We start from the raw sequence: 23,329 nt of genomic DNA on the forward strand, positions 1-23,329 counted from the left end.
CCTTAGGTGTTCTGCCCTTGGATCACGGGTAGGAGCCGCTTATGAGCCAGAATACGCTGAAAGTTAATGAGTTACACGATGATGCGGAATTCGAGGAGAACGGAGCTGAGGTTTTTGATGAGAAGGCTCTCGTTGAGAACGAACCTGGTGATAATGAAGTAGCTGAAGAAGAGTTGCTGTCACAAGGTGCGACGCAACGCGTTCTGGATGCGACGCAGCTTTACCTCGGCGAGATTGGTTATTCACCACTGTTAACGGCGGAAGAAGAGGTGTTCTTCGCCCGTCGCGCATTACGCGGTGACATTCCTTCTCGTCGTCGCATGATTGAAAGTAACTTACGCCTGGTGGTAAAGATTGCCCGTCGTTATAGCAATCGTGGTCTGGCGCTGCTGGATCTGATTGAAGAGGGGAATCTCGGCCTGATTCGCGCCGTAGAGAAGTTTGACCCGGAACGCGGGTTCCGCTTCTCAACCTATGCCACCTGGTGGATTCGTCAGACCATTGAACGGGCTATCATGAACCAAACCCGTACCATCCGTCTGCCGATTCACATTGTTAAAGAACTGAACGTTTACCTGCGTACCGCGCGTGAACTGTCGCACAAGCTGGACCATGAGCCGAGTGCGGAAGAGATCGCCGAGCAGCTGGACAAGCCAGTTGATGACGTAAGCCGTATGTTGCGTCTCAACGAGCGCATTACGTCGGTTGATACGCCGTTAGGCGGTGATTCCGAGAAAGCGCTGCTGGATATCCTGGCCGATGAGAAAGACAACGGTCCGGAAGACACCACGCAGGACGATGATATGAAACAGAGCATCGTTAAGTGGTTGTTTGAACTCAATGCCAAGCAGCGTGAAGTGCTGGCGCGTCGTTTCGGCCTGTTAGGCTATGAAGCGGCAACGCTGGAAGATGTGGGCCGCGAAATCGGTTTAACCCGTGAGCGTGTCCGTCAGATTCAGGTAGAAGGTCTGCGTCGTCTGCGTGAAATTCTGCAGACGCAGGGTCTGAATATCGAAGCACTGTTCCGCGAATAAGCCGTAGCTGGCAATAAAAACGGTGACCATAAGGTCACCGTTTTTTTATGCCTGTCATTCAGGCCAGCGCGCGCCGCGCACGCGCCGGTGGCAGGTTACATCAGGGTTTTCAGACGGTAAATCCACTCCAGCGCCTGTTTGGGCGTCAGGCTGTCCGGGTCGAGCGCTTCCAGCGCCTCCACTGCCGGCGAGGTTTCCGCCACCAGCAGCGGCAGCTGTGAGCCTTCCACCGTTGAGCCGGCAGAACTGCCCGACAGCGCTTCCAGCTCTTTTAGCTTGTGGCGCGCACGCTTAATCACCTCTTTCGGCACACCGGCCAGCGCCGCCACGGCCAGGCCGTAGCTCTTGCTCGCGGCGCCATCCTGCACGCTGTGCATAAAGGCAATGGTGTCACCGTGTTCCACCGCATCAAGATGCACATTCACCACGCCTTCCATTTTCTCCGGCAGGGTCGTGAGCTCGAAGTAGTGGGTGGCAAACAGCGTCATGGCTTTGATGCGATTCGCCAGGCTTTCGGCACAGGCCCAGGCGAGCGACAGGCCATCATAAGTGGACGTCCCGCGGCCGATTTCGTCCATCAGCACCAGGCTGTTTTCGGTGGCGTTATGCAGAATGTTGGCGGTCTCGGTCATCTCGACCATAAAGGTAGAGCGGCCGGAGGCGAGATCGTCGGCGGCACCGACACGGGTAAAGATGCGATCGATAGGGCCGATCACTGTCTCTTCCGCTGGCACATAGCTGCCGATCCAGGCCATCAGTGCAATCAGGGCCGTCTGCCGCATATAAGTACTCTTGCCGCCCATGTTGGGGCCGGTAATGATCAGCATGCGACGCTGCATCGAGAGCGACAGCGGGTTGGCAATGAACGGCTCTTTCAGCACCTGTTCCACCACCGGATGGCGACCGGCGGTGATGCGGATACCGGCTTTCTCCTGCAGCACCGGGCGGCAATAGTTGAGCGTCCAGGCGCGCTCGGCCAGGTTGGCCAGTACGTCCAGTTCTGCCAGCGCCGCGGCGCTCTGCTGCAGCGCGTCGAGGTGCGGCAGCAGGCGATCGAACAGCTCGTCATACAGGCTCTTTTCCAGCGCCAGCGCTTTGCCTTTCGACGTGAGAACCTTGTCTTCGTACTCTTTCAGTTCGGGAATGATATAGCGCTCAGCATTTTTCAGCGTCTGGCGGCGAACGTAATGGATAGGCACCAGATGGCTCTGTCCGCGGCTGACCTGAATGTAATAGCCGTGCACAGCGTTGAAGCCAACCTTCAGCGTATCCAGCCCCAGTTTTTCGCGCTCGCGAATCTCCAGGCGGTCAAGGTAGTCGCTGGCGCCGTCGGCCAGCGCGCGCCACTCGTCCAGCTCGGCGTTATAGCCGGGCGCGATAACACCTCCGTCGCGCACCAGCACCGGCGGCGATTCAATAATGGCGCTTTCCAGCAGTTCGCGCAGTTCGCTGAAATCTCCCATCCGATCGCGCAGCGCGTTGAGATGGGGCGCTGCCACGCCCGCTAACAGGGTATTGAGTTCTGGTAATTGCTGGAAGGCATGACGCATGCGTGCCAGATCGCGCGGACGCGCGGTGCGCAGCGCCAGACGTGCCAGAATACGCTCCAGATCGCCCACCTGGCGCAGCACCGGTTGCAGTTCTTCGCTCAGCGACTGCAGTTCGGCAATTGATTCCTGGCGGCGCGTGATGGTGGCTACGTCGCGCAGCGGCATATGCAGCCAGCGCTTCAGCATGCGGCTGCCCATCGGCGTGACGGTTTTATCCAGCACCGCCGCGAGCGTATTTTCGCTGCCGCCCGCCAGATTCTGGGTGATTTCCAGATTGCGCCGGGTAGCCGCATCCATAATGACGCTGTCCTGCTGGCGCTCCATACTCAGTGAACGAATATGGGGCAGCGAGGTGCGCTGCGTATCTTTCACATACTGCAGCAGACAGCCCGCCGCGCGCAGCGCCAGATGCGCCTGCTCGACGCCAAAGCCGCTGAGGTCGCGCGTGCCAAACTGCAGGTTGAGCTGCTGGCGCGCGGTGTCGATTTCAAATTCCCACAGCGGACGGCGACGCAGGCCACGGCGCTGATCGATCAGCGTCATAGCCTGTAAATCCTCCGGATAGAGCAGTTCTGCCGGATTGGTGCGCTGCAGTTCGGCCGCCATGGTTTCGACATCATCCGGTTCGCAGAGGCGGAAACGACCGGAACTGATATCCAGCGTGGCATAGCCAAAACCGCGCTGGCTCTGGAAAATGGCCGCCAGCAGGTTATCCTGGCGCTCCTGCAGCAACGCTTCATCGCTGATGGTGCCGGGCGTCACAATGCGCACCACTTTACGTTCAACCGGCCCTTTGCTCAGCGCCGGATCGCCAATCTGCTCGCAGATCGCCACCGATTCGCCCAGCTGAACCAGCTTCGCCAGGTAGCCTTCAACGGCATGATAGGGCACGCCGGCCATCGGGATCGGTTCCCCGGCGGACGCGCCGCGTTTGGTCAGCGAGATTTCCAGCAGCTGCGAGGCGCGTTTGGCATCGTCATAAAACAGCTCGTAGAAATCGCCCATGCGATAAAACAGCAGGATGTCAGGATGATCGGCCTTCAGGCGCAGGTATTGCTGCATCATGGGGGTATGACCACTGAAGTCCATTTGCTCTGCTCCTTTCATCTCATTCTCACTCAGGATTCACTCTTTTGATTACCGCTGGCTGGACAGTGACAGCCGGGATGGATGGTTATCACGCTGGCGGATAACGAAAGGGCAGATGTTAGCATTTTTGCGCAGCTCGCTTCATCCGCCAGCCGATGTTTCTGGCTGGCGACCATAACAAATTGCGTCAGGCGGGAAAAAACAAATTTTACGTGGCAGGGAAAACTGTGGAGCCAGCGCGCAAATTCGGCGCTTAGCCGCGGCCGTGCTACAGATGAGCGTCAGTTCGGCCAGTGCACCCCTTACCTCAGCGGCGTTTTCATTACCTGACCAGAGATATGGCTGGTCATAACTGCAGAATCACAACGGGCGTAAATTTACGACATTGCTCTGTAAGTCGCTTCGTTGAACGATTACCATGAGCATTCGTGTTTCATCTGGCTTATGGATATCCGATGCGTTTTAAGGTTGCTCTTCTTCCGCTTATTTGTTTGCTTGCTGCCTGCAGCAGTAAGCCTGCCCCCCAGCAGCAATCCGCCGTTGTGCCTGCACCGAAAGGGGGGTTTTTACTGGAACCTTCTCACGCCATTCAGCCGATGTTTGGCGACTTTGCCGGTAATCCGGCGGCAGAACAATTTATCGATCAGATGGTGGCGAAGCACGGTTTCAACCGCGACCAGCTGCATGCGGTCATTGGCCAGGCGAAGCGACTGGATTACGTGCTGCGCCTGATGGATCAGCAGGCGCCGAGCTATACGCCGCCGAGCGGGCCGAACGGCGCGTGGATTCGCTATCGCAATAAATTCATCACCCCGGATAACGTGCAGAACGGCGTCGCCTTCTGGAATCAGTATCAGGATGCGCTGCAGCGCGCCCAGCAGGTGTATGGCGTACCGCCGGAGATCATTGTCGGGATTATCGGGGTGGAAACACGCTGGGGTCGGGTAATGGGCAAAACCCGTCTGCTGGACGCGCTGGCAACGCTCTCGTTCAGCTATCCGCGCCGTGCCGCTTACTTCAGCAGCGAGCTGGAAACCTTCCTGCTGATGGCGCGCACCGAGCAGGACGATCCGCTGGATCTGCGCGGCTCTTTCGCCGGTGCCATGGGCTACGGCCAGTTTATGCCGTCCTCCTATAAGCAGTATGCGGTCGATTTTAACGGCGACGGCCATATCAATCTGTGGGATCCGGTGGATGCCATCGGCAGCGTTGCCAACTACTTTAAAGCGCACGGCTGGCGTTCCGGTGAAAACGTCGCCGTGCCCGCCAGCGGTCAGGCACCGGCGCTGGAGAACGGTTTCAAAACCTCTTATTCAGTGAATACGCTGGCGGCCAGCGGTCTGGCACCGCAGGGTTCGCTGGACGGCAACAGCCAGGTCAGCCTGCTGCGGCTGGATCTCGGCACCAGCTATCAATACTGGTACGGTCTGCCTAATTTCTACGTGATTACGCGCTACAACCACAGCACGCACTATGCCATGGCGGTATGGCAGCTGGGGCAGGCGGTCGCCCAGGCGCGTCAGGGCAACATGCTTTAATCCTGTCCTTATAAAGTATGAGGGTATAAGATGGCGCCCGTTTTGCGGTGCCTTCTTCATCGCATACCGACCACTGAGGAAAATGTATGACGACTTTACCTGCCTGCCCGGCCTGCCAGGCAGATTACACCTGGCAGGAGGGTGATAACCTGAACTGCCCCTCCTGCGGCCATATCTGGTCCGCCAGCGTGGATGACAGCAGCGAAGGGCTGGTGGTGCGCGATGCCAACGGTAACCTGCTGGCAGATGGCGATAGCGTAACCGTAGTGAAAGATCTCAAGGTGAAAGGCAGCTCTTCCACCCTGAAAATCGGCACTAAAGTGAAAAGCATCCGTCTGGTTGAAGGTGACCACAATATCGATTGCAAAATCGACGGCTTCGGTCCGATGAAACTCAAATCTGAGTTTGTGAAAAAGAACTAATTGCAGGACGGCCATGTGCCGTCCTGTTGCTTTCTCCCTTCTGGTTGGGCTGGTAACCACAGCCTCACCAGCGCGCGATATCGCCACGCCCGAACCTGCTGTCTCTGATTCCGCTGCGCCACTCACACTTTTCCGGCAACCGCACTTTTCTCTTCGCGCCTCGCGCAGCAAAACAGGTAGTGTGTGACTCTTCCACACAGACAGGAGCGTTGCTATGCAAGACTGGAATCCCCAGCTGTATCGTCAGTTTGAATCTGAGCGTACGCGTCCGGCACAGGAGTTGCTGGCGCGTATTCCCGTCAACGAGGTGCGCTTTGCTACGGACCTGGGATGTGGCCCGGGCAACAGCACGGAACTGCTGGCACAGGCCTGGCCGCAGGCGCACATCACCGGCATCGACAGCTCCGAGGCGATGCTGGAACAGGCGCGGCAACGCCTGCCGGACTGTGATTTTCGTCAGGCCGATATCCGCAGCTGGCAGCCTGAGCAGCCGCAACAGGTCATTTATGCCAACGCGTCGCTGCAATGGCTGACCGACCACGACACCTTGTTGCCGCATCTGGTAAACCAGCTGGCACCGGGCGGTGCACTGGCGGTGCAAATGCCTGATAACCTGCAGGAGCCGTCGCATCGTCTGATGCGTGAGGTAGCAGCCAGCTCACGCTGGCAGGCGCATATTTCGCCTCAGGCGGCAGAACGCAAACGCCTGCTGAGCAGCGATCGCTACTATGATTTATTAGGCGATGCAGGCTGTCAGGTCGATATCTGGCGCACCACTTACTATCATCCGATGGCGGATGCGCAGGCGATCATCAGCTGGCTGCGTGCCACCGGGCTGCGTCCGTTCCTTGCCGCGCTGGATGAGGCGCAGCAGGCTGACTTTTTACACGACTATCATCAGGCGCTGCTGCCCGCTTACCCGACGCGCAGCAATGGACAGGTTTTGCTGGCCTTTCCGCGTTTATTTATGGTGGCAGTGAAAACGCGCTGACCCTGCCGGAACGCAGCGCGCAAAATGCGACGGCGGCGGTTGAAAAGGGCTTGTCGCCGCACCATTTACTGCTAACGTGAAGCGCCACAACAGGAGAAGGCGATGAACGACGAACAACTTCAGCAGCTCAGCCGCCGTATTGGCGAACAGCTCAGGCATCGTCAGGCGACGGTGACGGCGGCGGAGTCCTGTACCGGCGGCTGGATTGCCAAGGTATTTACCGACATCAGCGGCAGTTCTGCCTGGTTTGAGCGCGGCTTCGTTACCTATAGCAATGAGGCCAAGCAGCAGATGGTTGGCGTGCAGGCGGCGACGCTGGCGCAGCATGGTGCCGTCAGTGAGCAAACGGTACGCGAAATGGTGACCGGCGCCTGTGCCGCGGCCGGCGCTGGCTACGGTATTGCGGTGAGCGGCATCGCCGGACCAGATGGCGGCACGGCTGAAAAGCCGGTCGGTACCGTCTGGTTTGCGCTGGCGGGTCCGGAGGGCCGCGTGCTGGCGCAGCGCCAGCAGTTTACCGGCGATCGTGATGCTGTCCGGCGTCAGTCGGTCAGCTGGGCGCTGCAGGCGCTGCTGGATGAATTTCTGACAAATTAAACTTGATACTGTATGACTATACAGTATAATTAGCGGCAACAGAACGAGCAGGCATACACGGTGCCCGCTCACCCGGCATGATTAGGAGTGGAAATGGCGATTGACGAGAACAAACAGAAGGCTTTAGCTGCCGCGCTGGGCCAGATTGAGAAACAATTTGGTAAAGGCTCCATCATGCGCCTGGGTGAAGACCGCTCGATGGATGTTGAAACCATCTCTACCGGCTCCCTGTCGCTGGACATCGCGCTGGGCGCGGGTGGCCTGCCAATGGGCCGTATCGTTGAGATTTACGGACCTGAGTCATCCGGTAAAACCACGCTGACCCTGCAGGTCATTGCTGCTGCGCAGCGTAAAGGCAAAACCTGTGCCTTTATCGATGCCGAGCACGCGCTGGATCCGGTATACGCCAAGAAACTGGGCGTCGACATTGATAACCTGCTGTGTTCGCAGCCGGATACCGGTGAGCAGGCGCTGGAGATCTGTGATGCGCTGGCCCGTTCGGGTGCGGTAGACGTGATCATCGTTGACTCCGTGGCGGCGCTGACGCCGAAAGCGGAAATCGAAGGTGAAATCGGTGATTCGCACATGGGTCTGGCTGCGCGTATGATGAGCCAGGCGATGCGTAAGCTGGCGGGTAACCTCAAGCAGTCCAACACGCTGCTGATCTTCATCAACCAGATTCGTATGAAGATTGGTGTGATGTTCGGTAACCCGGAAACCACCACCGGTGGTAACGCCCTGAAGTTCTACGCCTCCGTGCGTCTGGATATCCGCCGTATCGGCGCCATTAAAGAGGGCGACGAAGTGGTGGGGAGCGAAACCCGCGTTAAAGTGGTGAAGAACAAAGTGGCAGCACCGTTTAAGCAGGCTGAGTTCCAGATCATGTACGGTGAAGGCATCAACACCTTCGGCGAGCTGGTTGACCTCGGCGTGAAGCACAAACTGGTGGAAAAAGCCGGTGCGTGGTACAGCTACAACGGCGATAAAATCGGCCAGGGTAAAGCGAACGCCACCAACTTCCTCAAAGAGAACCCGGCGATTGCCAATGAGCTCGACGTTAAGCTGCGTGACATGCTGCTGACCGGTGCAACGGCAGATGCGGCGACAGCGGATAGCGCGGCTGATAAATACGAAGAAGCCAGCGAAACCAACGAAGATTTCTAACCATACCCACGGGAGCAGCAATGCTCCCGTTTTGCTTTTTCCCGCCTGTGCTTTTCCTCTCTGCCTTCTTGCTTTACCCTGCGCAACAGTCACAACAAGGTAATCCTATGTCATCGACCTCATCACAGGCTCCGGAGCCTACCTTTTCCCGGGTACTCGATCGTGCCATGCGTATTTTGTCGCAGCGCGACCATAGCCGCGACGAGCTGAAACGCAAACTGCAGCTGAACAATCAGCGTGCGGCCTGGCTACAGCAACAGGAGAGCCAGCCGATACCGGAAGCGCTGCTGGAGAAAGTGCTCGACTGGTGTCAGGAGAATGGCTGGCTCAACGACCAGCGTTTTACCGAACGCTTTATTCAGAGTCGCGCGCGCAAAGGCTATGGTCCACAGCGGGTGCGCATGGAGCTGCAGCAAAAAGGCATCGACCGCGATGAGATCAACCAGGCGCTGTTCGACAGCGAGGTTGACTGGAGCCAGTGCGCGGCCGAGGTCGCTAAACGTAAATTCGGCGAACCGCTGCCGCAAAGCTGGGCGGAAAAAAGCAAAGTCCAGCGCTTTCTGATGTCGAAAGGCTTTATGATGGAAGACATTCAGGCGATTTTCAGAAATATTGACGACTGAAAGGCGATGGGATTTTACTTCCCATTGAAGAAAATTTATCTTATTCCCACTTTTTGTTCCTCAGTCAGTGGCGGGCCGGGCGCATGCGGTTTGCCAGCGAAAGGGAACGTTCGTTAGCGTGATTCCAGGAATTTTATGAGCAAGAGCACTGCTGAGATCCGTCAAGCGTTTCTCGACTTTTTTCATAGCAAGGGACATCAGGTTGTAGCCAGCAGCTCCCTCGTACCAAACAACGATCCGACGTTGCTGTTTACTAACGCCGGCATGGTGCAATTTAAAGACGTTTTCCTTGGTCAGGACAAGCGCGATTATTCGCGTGCCACCACGTCGCAGCGCTGCGTGCGTGCCGGCGGTAAGCACAATGACCTGGAAAACGTCGGCTACACCGCGCGTCACCACACCTTCTTTGAAATGCTGGGCAACTTCAGCTTTGGCGACTACTTCAAGAAAGAAGCCATTGCCTACGCCTGGGAACTGCTGACGGGCGAGCAGTGGTTTAAGCTGCCGAAAGAGCGTCTGTGGGTAACCGTATACGAAACCGATGACGAAGCCTTTGAAATCTGGGCCAATGACATCGGCGTACCGCGCGAACGTATTATCCGCATTGGCGATAATAAAGGCGGTGCTTACGCCTCTGACAACTTCTGGCAGATGGGTGACACCGGCCCTTGCGGTCCGTGCACCGAAATCTTCTACGATCACGGTGACCATATCTGGGGCGGTCCTCCGGGCAGTCCGGAAGAGGATGGCGATCGCTATATCGAAATCTGGAACATCGTGTTCATGCAGTTCAACCGTCAGGCCGACGGCACCATGCAGCCACTGCCGAAACCGTCGGTGGATACCGGTATGGGCCTTGAGCGTATCGCCGCGGTACTGCAGCATGTGAACTCCAACTATGAAATCGATCTGTTCGCGAAGCTGATTAAAGCGGTGGCGCAGGTAACCGGTGCGACCGATCTGAACAACAAATCACTGCGCGTAATCGCCGACCACATCCGTTCGTGTGCCTTCCTGATTGCCGATGGTGTCATCCCGTCGAATGAAAACCGTGGCTATGTGCTGCGTCGCATCATTCGCCGCGCAGTGCGTCATGGCAACATGCTGGGCGCGAAAGAAGCGTTCTTCTACAAACTGGTGGCTCCGCTGATCGAGGTGATGGGCGCAGCAGGTGAGGATCTCAAACGTCAGCAGAAGCACGTTGAGAACGCCCTGAAAAATGAAGAAGAGCAGTTTGCTAAAACGCTGGAGCGTGGCCTGGCACTGCTGGACGACGAGCTGGCGAAGCTGAAAGGCGACACCCTCGACGGCGAAACGGTGTTCCGTCTGTATGACACCTTCGGCTTCCCGGCGGACCTGACTGCTGACGTATGCCGTGAGCGCAATCTGAAGATTGACGAAGCGGGCTTTGAAGCGGCGATGGAGCAGCAGCGTCAGCGTGCGCGTGAAGCCAGCGGCTTCGGTACCGATTACAACACGGTTATCCGCTTTGATACGCCGACTCAATTCAAAGGTTACGACCACCTCTCGCTCGAGGCGACGGTGCAGGCGCTGTTTGTGGACGGCCAGCAGGTTGAGCAGGTTACTGCCGGGCAGGATGCGGTGGTGATTCTGGATCAGACCCCGTTCTACGGTGAGTCTGGCGGCCAGGTGGGCGATACCGGCGTTCTGACCGGGCAAAATGCTGAATTTAGCGTGCAGGATACGCAAAAATATGGCAAAGCCTTTGGTCATATCGGTAAGCTACGTCAGGGTCAGCTGCGGGTGGGCGATCGCCTGCAGGCGCAGGTGGATGAAGTGCGTCGTTCGCGCATCATCCTTAACCACTCCGCGACGCATCTGATGCACGAAGCGTTGCGCGAAGTGCTGGGCGATCACGTTGGCCAGAAAGGCTCGCTCAACAACGACAAGTACCTGCGTTTTGACTTCTCACACGGCGAAGCCATGAAGCCGCAGCAGATTCGTGCGGTTGAGGATATCGTTAACGCCCAGATTCGCCGCAACCTGCCTATCACTACTAACGTGATGGACCTGGAAGAGGCGAAAGCGCTGGGCGCCACCGCGCTGTTCGGTGAGAAGTACGATCAGCGTGTGCGCGTAGTCAGCATGGGCGAATACTCCATTGAGCTGTGCGGCGGTACACACGCGGCTCGCACCGGTGACATCGGCCTGTTCCGCATTCAGGGCGAAGCCGGCACGGCGGCGGGTATTCGCCGTATCGAAGCGGTGACCGGTGAAGCCGCGATTGCACAACTGCACGCGCAGAGCGATCAGCTAACCGATATTGCTCAGGTGGTGAAAGCCAACCACAGTAATCTGAACGAGAAAGTGCGCGGACTGGTAGAAAATGTGCGTGCGCTGGAGAAAGAGCTGCAACAGCTACGCGATCAGCAAGCGGCGCAGGAAAGCGCTTCACTGAGTAGCAAAGCGGTTGAGGTGAAGGGCGCGAAACTGCTGGTAAGCGAACTCAGCAATGTCGAGCCAAAAATGCTGCGCACGATGGTGGACGATCTGAAAAATCAGCTTGGTTCTGCTGTCATCGTACTGGCAACCGTTGCAGAAGGTAAGGTGTCGCTGATTGCTGGCGTCACCAAAGATCTGACCGATCGGGTGAAGGCCGGTGAGCTGATTGGCGAACTGGCTGCGCAGGTCGGCGGTAAAGGCGGCGGGCGTCCGGACCTGGCGCAGGCTGGCGGAACCGACGCCCAGGCACTTTCTGGCGCGCTGGCTGGCGTGCCGGAGTGGGTGAGTAACCGGCTGTAACTAAATAAAATTAAGCATCGTGAAGAGCGCCAGGAACATCTGTTTCGGCGCTTTTTAACGCGGTGTGCACCAGGTAATGACAAAGTCCGGTTGATGTAGTGTATTTCGGCTAAACTAACTATCAGCAGAATGTATTGGCATGGCAGAACACAATGGTGTATTTGTCATAGGCATTGTTCAGCGTTATATGATGGATATGGCCGGGAGACCGAACAGGCCCGACTCTTTTAATCTTTCAAGGAGCAAAGAATGCTTATTCTAACTCGTCGAGTTGGTGAAACCCTCATGATTGGTGATGAGGTAACTGTAACGGTGCTGGGTGTTAAGGGTAACCAGGTCCGCATAGGCGTAAACGCGCCAAAAGAAGTGTCGGTTCACCGTGAAGAGATCTATCAGCGCATCCAGGCTGAAAAAACACAGATTACACCTCAATAACGTATTCAGTGCCTCGCTATGTGGCGAGGCGCTACCGCTTCTCTTCCTCCCGTCGTTGTTTTTACCCGTTCACGCTCTCCTGATTTTTACGCGAATTATGTCGGCTGCCGCACGCTTTTACTGTTGATAAATCACTCTTTTTGTCGGCAAAACATGCGGATTGCACGTCATTTGCGCAATCAAACCTGAATCGGTAAAAAGTCGGGAAAAATTGTTTGACTTATAAGTCCGGGAAAGTAATATGTGCGCCACGCAGTGCCGATGAGCGGAAACAAAGTTCAAAAGCACGGTTCGCAAGAACGCGTAAGGTGAGGTGGCCGAGAGGCTGAAGGCGCTCCCCTGCTAAGGGAGTATGCGGTCAAAAGCTGCATCCGGGGTTCGAATCCCCGCCTCACCGCCATTTTCCGATGCATCCATAGCTCAGCTGGATAGAGTACTCGGCTACGAACCGAGCGGTCGGAGGTTCGAATCCTCCTGGATGCACCATCTTCGGATATGGTATTTACTTCAGAGTAGTAAGAGTGAACGAGTAGTTCCTTTCATGGTGAGTTGTTAGCACCCTGCGTTGTACAAGAATCATTTAATGCATCCATAGCTCAGCTGGATAGAGTACTCGGCTACGAACCGAGCGGTCGGAGGTTCGAATCCTCCTGGATGCACCATTCTTTGTATCATTCCCAGGTTGATTTCAGTTAGTCCATCGTAAGAAAATCTCTCAATGCATCCATAGCTCAGCTGGATAGAGTACTCGGCTACGAACCGAGCGGTCGGAGGTTCGAATCCTCCTGGATGCACCATTCTTGTATCATTCCCAGATTGATTTCAGTTAGTCCATCGTAAGAAAATCTCTCAATGCATCCATAGCTCAGCTGGATAGAGTACTCGGCTACGAACCGAGCGGTCGGAGGTTCGAATCCTCCTGGATGCACCATCTTCTCCGAGATGGAAAGTGCCTCAGTGTGTCATGATGCGATAATCGTTCAGGACGTGCCAAGGAGGATAACGTTGCTTCAGCAACGGCCCGCAGGGTGAGGCGCCAGCCGAATCATCCTCCTGGATGCACCATCAAATAAAAAGCAAACTGCCCTTGTGCGCTGTTCCGCTTCATTCCTGACCCGTTTCAACATCCGCATTCCGAAAGATTTTCTCACGCGCCGTCTCCATCAAAAAATCACTGCATTTACCGCCATTTATCCCCGGTCGCGCGGTCTGACCTTATTCTGAAAAGGAAAATTGCTAATGCTTTCAAAGCATTTGCGGTTAAGCCTGCCTGGCGACAACCTGAGCGCATTACGCTAAAGTAATGGCTCATTTTGTGGTGTTAATGGAGTCACAATGTACGACCACTATGACGCCCTGATTTTCGATATGGACGGCACCATTCTTGATACCGAGCCGACACATCGAAAAGCCTGGCAGCAGGTGCTGAGCCGCTATGGTTTCACCATGGACGAAGAAAAGATGGTGGCATTCAACGGGGCACCCACCTGGCAACTGGCCCGCTATATTCTGGAACAGAATCAGGCGCAGCACGATCCGCATCAGCTGGCGGCAGAGAAAACGGCGGCATTGAAAGCGATGCTGCTGGAAGACGTGCGTCCGCTGCCGCTGATGCAGGTGGTCAAAGCCTATCACGGTCGCCGTCCGATGGCGGTTGGCACCGGCAGCGAACACAGCTTAGCCAAAGCGCTGCTGGAAGCGCTCAACGTTTATCATCTGTTTGATGCGGTAGTCGGCGCGGACGATGTCCAGCGTCATAAGCCGCAGCCTGATACCTTCTTACGCTGTGCAGAGCTGATGGGCGTTGCGCCTGCGCGCTGCGTGGTATTCGAGGATGCTGACTTTGGCGTGCAGGCAGCTAAAGTGGCGGGCATGGATGTGGTTGATGTTCGTTTACTGTGAATGAATTTCTGACGTATGGATCGTTATTCGGCAGTAGCTTTCTGAGTGCAACGCTGCTTCCGGGCAGCTCAGAAGCGGTGCTGATTGCGTTATTGATCGCCCAGAAAGGGTCGGTCTATGGATTGTTACTGGCTGCATCAGTGGGAAACACGCTGGGCGGCCTGACCAACATTCTTCTTGGTCGCCTGATGCCAGCAACAGGGCTGGGGCGATGGCACGACACAGCAATGACGTGGCTACAACGATGGGGACCCGCAGCGCTGCTGTTTAGCTGGCTGCCAGTGGTGGGCGATTTACTCTGCGTGCTCGCAGGGTGGTTGCGCTTCTCCTGGCTGCCCTGCGTGCTGTTTCTCGCCCTGGGTAAAACGCTGCGTTATATCGTTATCGCGACCGCCACTTTACAAGGTATGCAATGGTGGCATTGATTCGCACAGATTCGAGGCTACGGTTAACATTATGCTGAACAAAAATAAATTATTCACACAGCGGGAGGTTAATGTGATCCCGGACGTATCAAAAGCGCTCTCCTGGCTGGAAGCGCATCCCGACGCGTTAAAGGGTATCGGCCGTGGCATTGAACGTGAAACACTTCGCGTCCAGCCGAATGGTCATCTGGCTACCACTGGCCACCCTGAATCGCTGGGTTCAGCGCTGAAGCACGACTGGATTACCACCGATTTTGCTGAAACGCTGCTGGAGTTCATCACCCCGGTGGATCAGAACATCGATCGCTCCCTGGCGTTTCTGCGCGACATCCACCGTCACGTGGCACGCGAGCTGGGCGACGAGCGCATGTGGCCGTTCAGTATGCCGGGCTATGTTGAAGATGTGGACAACATTGAGCTGGCGCAGTACGGCAGCTCCAATATCGGCAAAATGAAAACCCTGTATCGTCAGGGGCTGAAAAACCGCTACAGCGCGCTGATGCAGATTATTTCTGGCGTGCACTATAACTTCTCGCTGCCGCTGTCGTTCTGGCAGGAGTGGGCGGATGTCAAAGACGCGGAGAGCGGCAAAGAGACCATCTCGGCGGGCTATCTGCGCCTGATTCGCAACTACTATCGCTACGGCTGGGTGATTCCTTATCTGTTTGGCGCTTCGCCAGCCATCTGCTCTTCCTTCCTGCAGGGACGGGAAAGTAAGCTGCCGTTCGAAACCAACGGCGAAGGAACATTGTGGCTGCCGTATGCCACGTCGCTGCGCCTGAGCGATCTGGGCTACACCAATAAATCACAAAGCGGGCTGGGCATTACCTTCAACTCGCTGGAAGGGTATGTCGCTGCGCTGAAAGCGGCGATCAAAACACCGTCTGCCGAATATGCGGCGATGGGCACCAAAGACGCGGAAGGCAACTGGCTGCAGCTCAATACCAACGTGCTGCAAATCGAGAACGAACTGTACGCACCGATTCGTCCAAAACGCGTGACCCGCTCGGGTGAGGCGCCGTCCGATGCGCTGCTGCGCGGCGGCATTGAGTACATTGAAGTGCGTTCACTGGACATCAACCCGTTCTCTGCCATCGGTGTGGACGCCGATCAGGCGCGCTTCCTCGATCTGTTCCTGATTTGGTGTACGCTGGCCGATGCGCCGGAGATGAGCGCAGATGAGCTGCTGTGCAGCCGGAAAAACTGGAACCGCGTGGTGCTGGAAGGGCGCAAGCCGGGTCAGGTGATCGGCGTGGGCTGCAGTGATACGGAACATCTGCTGGTTGATGTCGGTAAAGCGCTGTTTGCCGATCTGCGCCGGGTGGCTGAAGTGCTGGATAGCAACGACGGCAGCACGCAATATCAACAGGTTTGCGATCAACTGGTAGCGTCGTTTGACGATCCTGAGCTAACCTATTCGGCGCGCATTCTGCAAGCCATTAAAGAGCAGGGGCTGACCGGAGCCGGCGTGGCGCTGGCCGAGCAGTATCGTCATCTGCTGTGCGAAGAGCCACTGGAAATTCTTACCGAAGCCGATTTTAGCCGTCAGGCGCAGGAGTCGGTGCTGAAACAGCAGCAGCTGGAGCAGAGTGATACACTGGATTTTGCCAGCTATCTGGCAGGTCGCGAAGGCTAGAAAAGAAAATGGCCACATCACTGTGGCCTAAATTAACATCTCTGTTGTCAGGGATGATGATAACAAATGCGCGTCTTTCATATATTCAGACGTTGGGCGAACAGAAAAGTTTCATCGTTTTAAAAAAAATCTCAAAACAGGAGGTGACGTATGCCACTACTGGATAGTTTTACTGTTGATCACACCATCATGGGCGCGCCAGCGGTACGCGTGGCGAAGACCATGAACACTCCGCATGGCGATACCATCACCGTTTTCGATCTGCGTTTCTGCCGTCCGAATATCGACATCCTGACCGAACGCGGCATCCACACGCTGGAGCACCTGTTCGCGGGCTTCATGCGTAACCACCTCAACGGTGACGGCGTGGAAATCGTCGATATCTCACCGATGGGCTGCCGCACCGGCTTCTACATGAGCCTGATTGGTACGCCAGACGAGCAGCGCGTGGCAAAAGCGTGGAAAGGCGCGATGGAAGATGTGCTGAAGGTAAAAGATCAGAACCAGATTCCGGAACTGAACGAATACCAGTGCGGCAGCTACAAGCTGCACTCGCTGGACGAAGCGCAGCAGATTGCGCGCAACGTGCTGGCGCACGACATTGGCGTTAACCGTAACGAAGATCTGAAGCTGCCGGCTGAAAAGCTCAAAGAGCTGCAACTCTAGTTGCCGCTTCAGCCATAAAAAACGCCGCGATTATCGCGGCGTTTTGTTTTTATCGTCTCAGGAACCGATGGACGCTTTCAGCGGCTGATGCGGCGTGATGCGCACCTGCTTCACCATGTTGTCCTGCACATCAAGAATATCAATGTCGTAATGGCCAACCTGTACTTGCGTGTCCATCTGCGGGATCTCTTCCAGCGCTTCCAGCAGCATACCGTTGATGGTGCGCGCTTCCTCTTCCGGCAGCGTCCAGTTGAAGGCCTTATTGATTTCCCGCACGTTGGCGCTGCCTTCAATCAGTACCGAACCGTCGTTTTGCGGCATCACTTCTTCGGCCAGTGACGGTGACATGGAGGTGGTGAAGTCGCCGACGATCTCTTCCAGAATATCTTCGATGGTAACCAGTCCTTTGATGTCGCCGTACTCATCGATCACCAGCCCCACTTTCTTCTTATTGCGCTGGAATTTTACCAGCTGCACGTTAAGAGGCGTACCTTCCGGCACGTAGTAGATTTCATCGGCAGCGCGCAGCAGTCGCTCTTTATTGAACTCTTTTTTCTCGGCCATCATGCGCCACGCTTCGCGCACGCGCAGCATGCCTACGCTATCGTCCAGTGAGTCGCGGAACAGCACAATACGGCCATGCGGTGAGTTGCTTAGCTGACGCTCGATCGACTTCCACTCATCGTTGATATTGATGCCGACGATCTCATTGCGCGGCACCATGATGTCGTCAACGTTGACCTTCTCAAGGTCCAGCACCGACAGCAGCATATCCTGGTTGCGGCGCGACATCAGCGAGCGGGATTCATACACGATGGTGCGCAGCTCTTCTTTGCTGAGAGCGGAGTTAATCGACCCTTCGGTCTTGATGCCCACCATGCGCATCAGAATGCGGGTAATGGTATTGAGCAGCCACACCAGCGGCAGCATCACGTACTGCAGCGGCGCCAGCAGAAAACTGCTGGGATACGCAACTTTTTCCGGATAGAGCGCCGCGACGGTTTTAGGCAGCACTTCGGCAAACACCAGCACCACGAAGGTCAGCACGCCGGTGGCGATGGCTACGCCGGCATCGCCGTACAGGCGCATACCGACAATGGTGCCGAGCGCCGAGGCGAGGATATTCACGAGGTTGTTGCCGATCAGCACCAGGCTAATCAGACGGTCGGGGCGACGCAGCAGTTTCTCAACGCGACGCGCGCTGCGGTTGCCGCTTTTGGCTTTGTGGCGAAGTTTGTAGCGGTTGAGCGTCATCATGCCGGTCTCTGAACCCGAGAAGTAGGCCGAGACCAGCACCATAATGATCAGCGTGATAATGAGCGTGGTGGTTGAAACATGTTCCAACGCAAAAATTCCTTTAGTGAGAGGTGAGCAGGTGCTGCAGAACGCGGCTGCCGAAATAGGCCATGGTCAGCAGCAGCGCACCGCCGCAGTTGAACCACACCACACGGCGACCGCGCCAGCCTTCATGATAGTGGCCCCACAGCAGCACGATGTAGACAAACCAGGCGATAATCGACAGCACCGCTTTATCAATGTTTTCCGGGCTGAACAGGTTATTCATAAAGAACAGGCCGGTGCACAGCACCAGCGTCAGCAATACCACGCCTATCTGCGTGATGTGAAACATCTTACGCTCAATGCTGAGCAGCGGCGGCATATCCTGGGTGAACGTCAGCTTTTTGTTCTTTAACTGATAGTCGATCCACGCCAGCTGCAGCGCATACAGCGCCGCGATGATCAGCGTGGCATAGGCAAACAGCGACAGACCGATGTGCACCATCATGCCAGGCGTGGTCTCAAGATGGGTGATAAAGGCGTTTGGCACAAAGGTGGCGAAGGCCAGATTGATCAGCGCAAAACTGTAAACAATCGGCAGCAGCAGCCAGCCGCGATTGCGCGACGCGACGATAGTCATGATGGCGCAGATGAGCAAACTGACCAGCGAACCAATATTCAGCAGGCTAAGGTTTTGTCCATTATCGACGGCAAATATGCGTTGCTGCAGCGCTACCGCATGGGCAATCAGCGCCACGCAGGCGGATAACACGGCAAAACGCCGCCAGCCGCTGTTGCGTTTCAGCAGACTGGGAATGATCAATGCAAGACTGAGAGAGTAGGCGAACAGCGCCACGATCGCGAAAACGAACATAGATCCTTTCAGGTGTCGGTCAGATAAGGAAAAAAGCAGTATAGCGCCAGCGGCAGCAGGCTCCAAACGATCTCACGGTCAATTGCAGAGATCGGCCTGGCTTCGTGTTATAATCCGCCGCATTGTGTCGCCCTGGCGGCCTCGCTACGCTATTAAGTGAGAGAGCATGTTTGATAATTTAACCGATCGTTTGTCGCAAACCCTGCGCAATATCAGTGGCCGCGGAAGGCTGACCGAAGACAACATCAAAGATACGCTGCGCGAAGTGCGTATGGCGCTGCTGGAGGCCGACGTTGCGCTGCCGGTAGTGCGCGATTTCATCAACCGCGTGAAAGAAGCCGCGGTGGGTCAGGATGTAAACAAAAGCCTGACGCCGGGTCAGGAGTTTATCAAAATCGTGCGCAACGAACTGGTTGCGGCGATGGGGGCCGAAAATAACGCGCTGAACCTTAATGCTCAGCCGCCGGCCGTGGTGCTGATGGCGGGCCTGCAGGGTGCCGGTAAAACCACCAGCGTCGGTAAACTCGGTAAATTCCTGCGCGAAAAGCACAAGAAAAAGGTGCTGGTGGTGTCTGCGGACGTCTACCGCCCGGCGGCGATCAAACAGCTGGAAACCCTGGCGCAGCAGGTCGGTGTGGATTTCTGTCCGTCCGACCTCAGCCAGAAGCCGGTGGATATCGTTAACAACGCGCTGAAAGAAGCCCGTCTGCAGTTCTATGACGTGCTGCTGGTGGATACCGCCGGCCGTCTGCACGTTGACGAAGCGATGATGGATGAGATCAAGCAGGTGCATGCTGCGATCAATCCGGTTGAAACGCTGTTTGTCGTCGATGCCATGACCGGTCAGGATGCCGCCAATACCGCGAAAGCGTTCAACGAAGCGCTGCCGCTAACCGGTGTGATCCTGACCAAGGTCGACGGCGATGCGCGCGGCGGTGCGGCGCTGTCGATTCGTCACATCACTGGCAAGCCAATCAAATTCATGGGGATGGGCGAGAAGACCGATGCGCTGGAGGCGTTCTATCCGGACCGTATCGCGTCGCGCATTCTCGGCATGGGCGACGTGCTGTCGCTGATTGAAGATATCGAGAGCAAAGTTGACCGCGAGCAGGCGGAAAAGCTGGCGAAGAAGCTGAAAACCGGCGACGGTTTCGATCTCAACGACTTCCTGGAGCAGCTTAAGCAGATGCGCAACATGGGCGGCATGGCCAGCCTGATGGGCAAACTGCCGGGCATGGGCCAGCTGCCGGATAACGTTAAATCGCAGATGGATGACAAGGTGCTGGTGCGCATGGAAGCCATCATCAATTCGATGACGCGCAAAGAGCGTGAGAAGCCCGAGATCATCAAAGGTTCGCGTAAGCGCCGTATCGCTACCGGTTCCGGTATGCAGGTGCAGGACGTCAACCGGCTGCTGAAGCAGTTTGATGATATGCAGCGCATGATGAAGAAAATGAAGAAGGGCGGCATGGCCAAAATGATGCGTGGCATGAAAGGCATGATGCCGCCAGGATTCCCCGGCCGCTAAGGCGACAGAGCCCGAACCAGAAAATTAAGTCACTCAGGTTGCTTTTTGCGCCAAAATGAGTAAAATTTTCGGGCTTTTTATATTGCACCCGGGCCCCGTTCCTCGATGGGGCCCGGTTGTTTTATTAACTAAAGAGGATGTTATGGTAACCATTCGTTTGGCACGTCACGGCGCTAAAAAGCGTCCGTTCTATCAGGTCGTCGTCACTGACAGCCGCAATGCTCGCAACGGTCGTTTCATCGAGCGCGTAGGTTTCTTCAACCCGATCGCTTCTGGTCAGGCTGAAGGTCTGCGTCTGGATCTGGACCGTATTGAGCACTGGGTTGGCCAGGGCGCAACGCTTTCTGATCGCGTTAACGCGCTGATCAAAGAAGCAAAAAAAGCAGCTTAATCTGTCACGGTGGTGAGCATGAGCAGTAAACCTGCCGCACAGCCTCCCGTTAACCCAATCATTCTGGGCAAAATGGGTGCCGCTTACGGAATTCGGGGTTGGCTCAAAGTGTTTTCCTCCACTGAAGACGCTGAAAGCATCTTCGACTATCAACCCTGGTTTATCCAGCGCGCCGGTCAATGGCAGCAGGTCGAGCTTGAGGGTTGGAAGCACCACAATCAGGACCTGATCATCAAAGTCAAAGGCATTGACGATCGGGACGCTGCGGCACAGTTGACCAATTGCGAAATTACGGTTGACTCCACGCAGCTGCCGGCGCTGGAAGAGGGCGATTACTACTGGAAAGACCTGATGGGTTGCAAAGTGGTAAACCTCGATGGCTACGAGATGGGCAAAGTCATTGATTTGATGGAGACCGGCTCGAACGACGTTCTCGTCGTAAAGGCAAACCTGAAAGATGCATTCGGTGTACAGGAGCGGTTAATACCGTTTCTTGATGAACAGGTTATCAAGAAAGTCGATCTCGCTACTGGCACCATTGAAGTAGACTGGGATCCTGGTTTTTGATCTCCGGACAATCCGGTAACGTAACGGCGAACGCGATGTGGATTGGTGTTATTAGCCTGTTTCCTGAGATGTTTCGCGCTATTACCGAGTACGGGGTAACTGGCCGGGCAGTAAAGAATGGCCTGCTCAACATAGAGAGCTGGAGTCCACGTGACTTCACGCATGACCGGCACCGTACCGTGGACGATCGTCCTTACGGCGGCGGACCGGGTATGTTGATGATGGTGCAACCCTTACGGGATGCTATCCACGCAGCGAAAGCGGCGGCGGGAGAAGGCGCTAAGGTGATTTATCTTTCACCTCAGGGTCGCAAACTTGACCAGCAAGGCGTTTGCGAACTGGCGACCAGCCAGAAGTTAATTCTGGTTTGCGGTCGTTATGAAGGGATAGATGAGCGTGTGATTCACACTGAGATTGATGAAGAATGGTCAATCGGTGATTACGTGCTCAGTGGCGGTGAGCTGCCAGCGATGACGTTAATTGACTCGGTCGCCCGGTTTATTCCTGGCGTGCTGGGGAAACAGGCGTCAGCCGATGAGGATTCGTTCTCGGAAGGTCTGCTGGATTGCCCGCACTATACCCGACCTGAAGTGTTAGAAGGGATGGAGGTTCCGCCAGTTCTGCTGTCGGGCAACCATGCCGATATTCGCCGCTGGCGCCTGAAACAGTCGCTGGGCCGTACCTGGCTAAGAAGACCTGAACTTCTGGAAAACCTGGCTCTGACTGAAGAGCAAGCAAGGTTGCTAAGTGAGTTCCAGCGGGAACATCAGCAGCAACAAAACGATGAGGTGGAAGAGTAATCTTCCCTGACTATCAGTTTACCCAGGATAAGAGATTTAATTATGAGCAACATTATCAAGCAACTTGAACAAGAGCAGATGAAACAGGACGTACCTTCCTTCCGTCCGGGTGATTCCGTGGAAGTGAAAGTATGGGTCGTTGAAGGTTCTAAGAAACGTCTGCAGGCATTCGAGGGCGTGGTTATCGCTATTCGTAACCGCGGTCTGCACTCTGCATTCACTGTTCGCAAGATTTCTAACGGCGAAGGCGTTGAGCGTGTCTTCCAGACTCACTCTCCGGTAATTGACAGCATTACTGTCAAACGTCGTGGTGCTGTGCGTAAAGCCAAACTGTACTACCTGCGTGAGCGTACCGGTAAGTCAGCTCGTATCAAAGAGCGTCTTGGCGCGTAAGCGACATCCCAAAGTTAATAGCAAACAAGGGGTTGGCCATAAGGCCAGCCCCTTTTTTTATGGGCGTCTGAGGTGATAGATCGCCGTGTTGACCGGCCCGCTCTCCAGCACAATCAACCCGTAGCGGTAATCCACAAACGAGAAGCCGCTGCGCAGGGCCACGGCGCGGCTGGCGTGATTCTCTTCTGCAGCAAGAATCTCCAGCACAGTTATGTGTGGCTGGGCGAACGCCAGATTCACCAGCTGTGCCACTGCCCGGCGGGCAACGCCCTGTTGCTGCGCCTCGCTGCGAACCCAGTAGCCCAGCGCACTGAACTCACCGGGCTGACGCGCATAACGTAAGCCAGCACCGCCCAGCAACCGATCGTTGCCATCAACAATCGCGAACTCTTCAGCTTCACCCTTTTGACGCTGCAGATGGGTGAAGTTGATCCAGCTCACGGCTTCATCAACGCTGTAATCCGCATGTGCCCATACCATCCACGGCAGCAGGCTGTTCAGAGACTGATTAACGGCATGCGTAAACGCTTCGGCATCCTGCAGAATAAAAGGACGCAGCGCGACTTCAGGGATGGACATAAAGCGATCCTGAATTAATCAAATGGATAACAGCATGTTAGCGATATCGTAAGGAAAAAACATCTGGCCTGGTCAGATGGGTGT

The 23,329-nt window shown here is 55.8% G+C and carries 22 protein-coding genes and 5 tRNA genes; 23 read left to right on the top strand and 4 right to left on the bottom strand.

What is annotated here, in order from left to right; genetic code table 11:
- Nucleotides 1-41: 41 nt before the first annotated feature.
- Nucleotides 42-1,034, top strand: coding sequence for an RNA polymerase sigma factor RpoS (gene rpoS / locus E7738_RS18505; RefSeq protein ID WP_021507339.1), 993 nt, complete (start codon nt 42-44; stop codon nt 1,032-1,034).
- Between the two features lie 95 nt (nt 1,035-1,129).
- Here the strand turns inward: rpoS and mutS are convergent, their stop codons facing one another.
- On the bottom strand, nt 1,130-3,673 hold the full coding sequence (gene mutS, locus E7738_RS18510; protein WP_394516354.1) for a DNA mismatch repair protein MutS: 2,544 nt from the start codon (nt 3,671-3,673) through the stop codon (nt 1,130-1,132).
- Nucleotides 3,674-4,128: 455 nt separating this feature from the next.
- Here mutS and mltB point away from each other — a divergent pair, with 455 nt between their 5' ends.
- From mltB to luxS, 17 genes are all read left to right on the top strand, one after another.
- Nucleotides 4,129-5,211: a lytic murein transglycosylase B gene (gene mltB / locus E7738_RS18515; RefSeq protein ID WP_031279678.1), complete on the top strand. Its 1,083-nt coding sequence runs from the start codon at nt 4,129-4,131 to the stop codon at nt 5,209-5,211.
- A gap of 86 nt (nt 5,212-5,297) precedes the next feature.
- A complete protein-coding gene (locus E7738_RS18520; protein ID WP_211725143.1) occupies nt 5,298-5,633 on the top strand; it encodes a zinc ribbon domain-containing protein YjdM in 336 nt (111 codons plus the stop codon).
- 214 nt (nt 5,634-5,847) lie between these two features.
- Complete coding sequence (tam, locus tag E7738_RS18525) at nt 5,848-6,624, top strand: trans-aconitate 2-methyltransferase (protein ID WP_152390528.1); 777 nt, start codon at nt 5,848-5,850, stop codon at nt 6,622-6,624.
- Nucleotides 6,625-6,726: 102 nt separating this feature from the next.
- Entirely contained in the window at nt 6,727-7,221 is a 495-nt protein-coding gene (gene pncC / locus E7738_RS18530; protein WP_010616727.1) for a nicotinamide-nucleotide amidase, read from the top strand.
- 93 nt (nt 7,222-7,314) lie between these two features.
- A complete protein-coding gene (gene recA / locus E7738_RS18535; protein ID WP_058771490.1) occupies nt 7,315-8,385 on the top strand; it encodes a recombinase RecA in 1,071 nt (356 codons plus the stop codon).
- Nucleotides 8,386-8,492: 107 nt separating this feature from the next.
- Complete coding sequence (locus E7738_RS18540; protein ID WP_223815705.1) at nt 8,493-9,008, top strand: regulatory protein RecX; 516 nt, start codon at nt 8,493-8,495, stop codon at nt 9,006-9,008.
- 135 nt (nt 9,009-9,143) lie between these two features.
- Nucleotides 9,144-11,771: an alanine--tRNA ligase gene (alaS, locus tag E7738_RS18545; protein WP_264442088.1), complete on the top strand. Its 2,628-nt coding sequence runs from the start codon at nt 9,144-9,146 to the stop codon at nt 11,769-11,771.
- Between the two features lie 249 nt (nt 11,772-12,020).
- Nucleotides 12,021-12,206 carry a carbon storage regulator CsrA gene (gene csrA / locus E7738_RS18550; RefSeq protein WP_058759760.1) on the top strand — a complete coding sequence of 62 codons (186 nt, stop codon included), beginning with the start codon at nt 12,021-12,023 and terminating at the stop codon, nt 12,204-12,206.
- 307 nt (nt 12,207-12,513) lie between these two features.
- Nucleotides 12,514-12,606 (top strand) — tRNA-Ser (locus E7738_RS18555).
- 9 nt (nt 12,607-12,615) lie between these two features.
- Nucleotides 12,616-12,692, top strand: a tRNA-Arg gene (locus E7738_RS18560).
- A gap of 99 nt (nt 12,693-12,791) precedes the next feature.
- Nucleotides 12,792-12,868 (top strand) — tRNA-Arg (locus E7738_RS18565).
- A gap of 58 nt (nt 12,869-12,926) precedes the next feature.
- Nucleotides 12,927-13,003 (top strand) — tRNA-Arg (locus E7738_RS18570).
- Between the two features lie 57 nt (nt 13,004-13,060).
- Nucleotides 13,061-13,137, top strand: a tRNA-Arg gene (locus E7738_RS18575).
- 404 nt (nt 13,138-13,541) lie between these two features.
- Nucleotides 13,542-14,108 carry a fructose-1-phosphate/6-phosphogluconate phosphatase gene (gene yqaB / locus E7738_RS18580; protein ID WP_264442090.1) on the top strand — a complete coding sequence of 189 codons (567 nt, stop codon included), beginning with the start codon at nt 13,542-13,544 and terminating at the stop codon, nt 14,106-14,108.
- Nucleotides 14,105-14,533, top strand: coding sequence for a YqaA family protein (locus E7738_RS18585; protein WP_264442093.1), 429 nt, complete (start codon nt 14,105-14,107; stop codon nt 14,531-14,533). Before yqaB ends, E7738_RS18585 begins: the two co-directional genes overlap by 4 nt.
- 31 nt (nt 14,534-14,564) lie before the next feature.
- A complete protein-coding gene (gene gshA, locus E7738_RS18590) occupies nt 14,565-16,169 on the top strand; it encodes a glutamate--cysteine ligase (protein WP_021507329.1) in 1,605 nt (534 codons plus the stop codon).
- Nucleotides 16,170-16,319: 150 nt separating this feature from the next.
- Nucleotides 16,320-16,835: an S-ribosylhomocysteine lyase gene (gene luxS / locus E7738_RS18595; RefSeq protein ID WP_010617126.1), complete on the top strand. Its 516-nt coding sequence runs from the start codon at nt 16,320-16,322 to the stop codon at nt 16,833-16,835.
- Between the two features lie 57 nt (nt 16,836-16,892).
- Here luxS and E7738_RS18600 read toward each other — a convergent pair whose 3' ends face one another.
- The gene (locus E7738_RS18600) at nt 16,893-18,179 is read right to left on the bottom strand and encodes an HlyC/CorC family transporter (protein WP_021507328.1); all 1,287 of its coding nucleotides are present in this window, start codon (nt 18,177-18,179) and stop codon (nt 16,893-16,895) included.
- A gap of 13 nt (nt 18,180-18,192) precedes the next feature.
- A complete protein-coding gene (locus E7738_RS18605; RefSeq protein WP_010617128.1) occupies nt 18,193-18,987 on the bottom strand; it encodes a cytochrome C assembly family protein in 795 nt (264 codons plus the stop codon).
- 166 nt (nt 18,988-19,153) lie between these two features.
- On the opposite strand from E7738_RS18605, the gene ffh reads away from it, so the two are divergent.
- The 5 genes from ffh (at nt 19,154) to rplS (ending at nt 22,666) form a co-directional block, all read left to right on the top strand.
- Nucleotides 19,154-20,515: a signal recognition particle protein gene (gene ffh, locus E7738_RS18610; protein ID WP_021507327.1), complete on the top strand. Its 1,362-nt coding sequence runs from the start codon at nt 19,154-19,156 to the stop codon at nt 20,513-20,515.
- A 142-nt stretch (nt 20,516-20,657) separates the two neighbouring features.
- Entirely contained in the window at nt 20,658-20,906 is a 249-nt protein-coding gene (rpsP, locus tag E7738_RS18615) for a 30S ribosomal protein S16 (RefSeq protein ID WP_007893313.1), read from the top strand.
- Nucleotides 20,907-20,924: 18 nt separating this feature from the next.
- A complete protein-coding gene (rimM, locus tag E7738_RS18620; protein ID WP_021507326.1) occupies nt 20,925-21,473 on the top strand; it encodes a ribosome maturation factor RimM in 549 nt (182 codons plus the stop codon).
- A 35-nt stretch (nt 21,474-21,508) separates the two neighbouring features.
- The gene (trmD, locus tag E7738_RS18625) at nt 21,509-22,273 is read left to right on the top strand and encodes a tRNA (guanosine(37)-N1)-methyltransferase TrmD (protein WP_021507325.1); all 765 of its coding nucleotides are present in this window, start codon (nt 21,509-21,511) and stop codon (nt 22,271-22,273) included.
- 42 nt (nt 22,274-22,315) lie between these two features.
- A complete protein-coding gene (rplS, locus tag E7738_RS18630) occupies nt 22,316-22,666 on the top strand; it encodes a 50S ribosomal protein L19 (protein WP_021507324.1) in 351 nt (116 codons plus the stop codon).
- A gap of 57 nt (nt 22,667-22,723) precedes the next feature.
- Here the strand turns inward: rplS and E7738_RS18635 are convergent, their stop codons facing one another.
- Nucleotides 22,724-23,245, bottom strand: coding sequence for a GNAT family N-acetyltransferase (locus tag E7738_RS18635; protein WP_021507323.1), 522 nt, complete (start codon nt 23,243-23,245; stop codon nt 22,724-22,726).
- Nucleotides 23,246-23,329: the final 84 nt, after the last annotated feature.

Source organism: Pantoea sp. SGAir0430, assembly GCF_043549295.1.

Excerpts from the sequence above, each read along its gene's own strand:
- gshA (WP_021507329.1), top strand. The coding sequence starts at position 14,565 with ATGCTGAACAAAAATAAATTATTCACACAGCGGGAGGTTAATGTGATC.
- csrA (WP_058759760.1), top strand. The coding sequence starts at position 12,021 with ATGCTTATTCTAACTCGTCGAGTTGGTGAAACCCTCATGATTGGTGAT.
- alaS (WP_264442088.1), top strand. The coding sequence starts at position 9,144 with ATGAGCAAGAGCACTGCTGAGATCCGTCAAGCGTTTCTCGACTTTTTT.
- E7738_RS18605 (WP_010617128.1), bottom strand. The coding sequence starts at position 18,987 with ATGTTCGTTTTCGCGATCGTGGCGCTGTTCGCCTACTCTCTCAGTCTT.
- luxS (WP_010617126.1), top strand. The coding sequence starts at position 16,320 with ATGCCACTACTGGATAGTTTTACTGTTGATCACACCATCATGGGCGCG.
- yqaB (WP_264442090.1), top strand. The coding sequence starts at position 13,542 with ATGTACGACCACTATGACGCCCTGATTTTCGATATGGACGGCACCATT.
- trmD (WP_021507325.1), top strand. The coding sequence starts at position 21,509 with ATGTGGATTGGTGTTATTAGCCTGTTTCCTGAGATGTTTCGCGCTATT.
- rplS (WP_021507324.1), top strand. The coding sequence starts at position 22,316 with ATGAGCAACATTATCAAGCAACTTGAACAAGAGCAGATGAAACAGGAC.
- recA (WP_058771490.1), top strand. The coding sequence starts at position 7,315 with ATGGCGATTGACGAGAACAAACAGAAGGCTTTAGCTGCCGCGCTGGGC.
- rimM (WP_021507326.1), top strand. The coding sequence starts at position 20,925 with ATGAGCAGTAAACCTGCCGCACAGCCTCCCGTTAACCCAATCATTCTG.
- E7738_RS18520 (WP_211725143.1), top strand. The coding sequence starts at position 5,298 with ATGACGACTTTACCTGCCTGCCCGGCCTGCCAGGCAGATTACACCTGG.
- E7738_RS18635 (WP_021507323.1), bottom strand. The coding sequence starts at position 23,245 with ATGTCCATCCCTGAAGTCGCGCTGCGTCCTTTTATTCTGCAGGATGCC.
- mltB (WP_031279678.1), top strand. The coding sequence starts at position 4,129 with ATGCGTTTTAAGGTTGCTCTTCTTCCGCTTATTTGTTTGCTTGCTGCC.
- tam (WP_152390528.1), top strand. The coding sequence starts at position 5,848 with ATGCAAGACTGGAATCCCCAGCTGTATCGTCAGTTTGAATCTGAGCGT.
- pncC (WP_010616727.1), top strand. The coding sequence starts at position 6,727 with ATGAACGACGAACAACTTCAGCAGCTCAGCCGCCGTATTGGCGAACAG.
- mutS (WP_394516354.1), bottom strand. The coding sequence starts at position 3,673 with ATGGACTTCAGTGGTCATACCCCCATGATGCAGCAATACCTGCGCCTG.
- rpoS (WP_021507339.1), top strand. The coding sequence starts at position 42 with ATGAGCCAGAATACGCTGAAAGTTAATGAGTTACACGATGATGCGGAA.
- E7738_RS18540 (WP_223815705.1), top strand. The coding sequence starts at position 8,493 with ATGTCATCGACCTCATCACAGGCTCCGGAGCCTACCTTTTCCCGGGTA.
- rpsP (WP_007893313.1), top strand. The coding sequence starts at position 20,658 with ATGGTAACCATTCGTTTGGCACGTCACGGCGCTAAAAAGCGTCCGTTC.
- ffh (WP_021507327.1), top strand. The coding sequence starts at position 19,154 with ATGTTTGATAATTTAACCGATCGTTTGTCGCAAACCCTGCGCAATATC.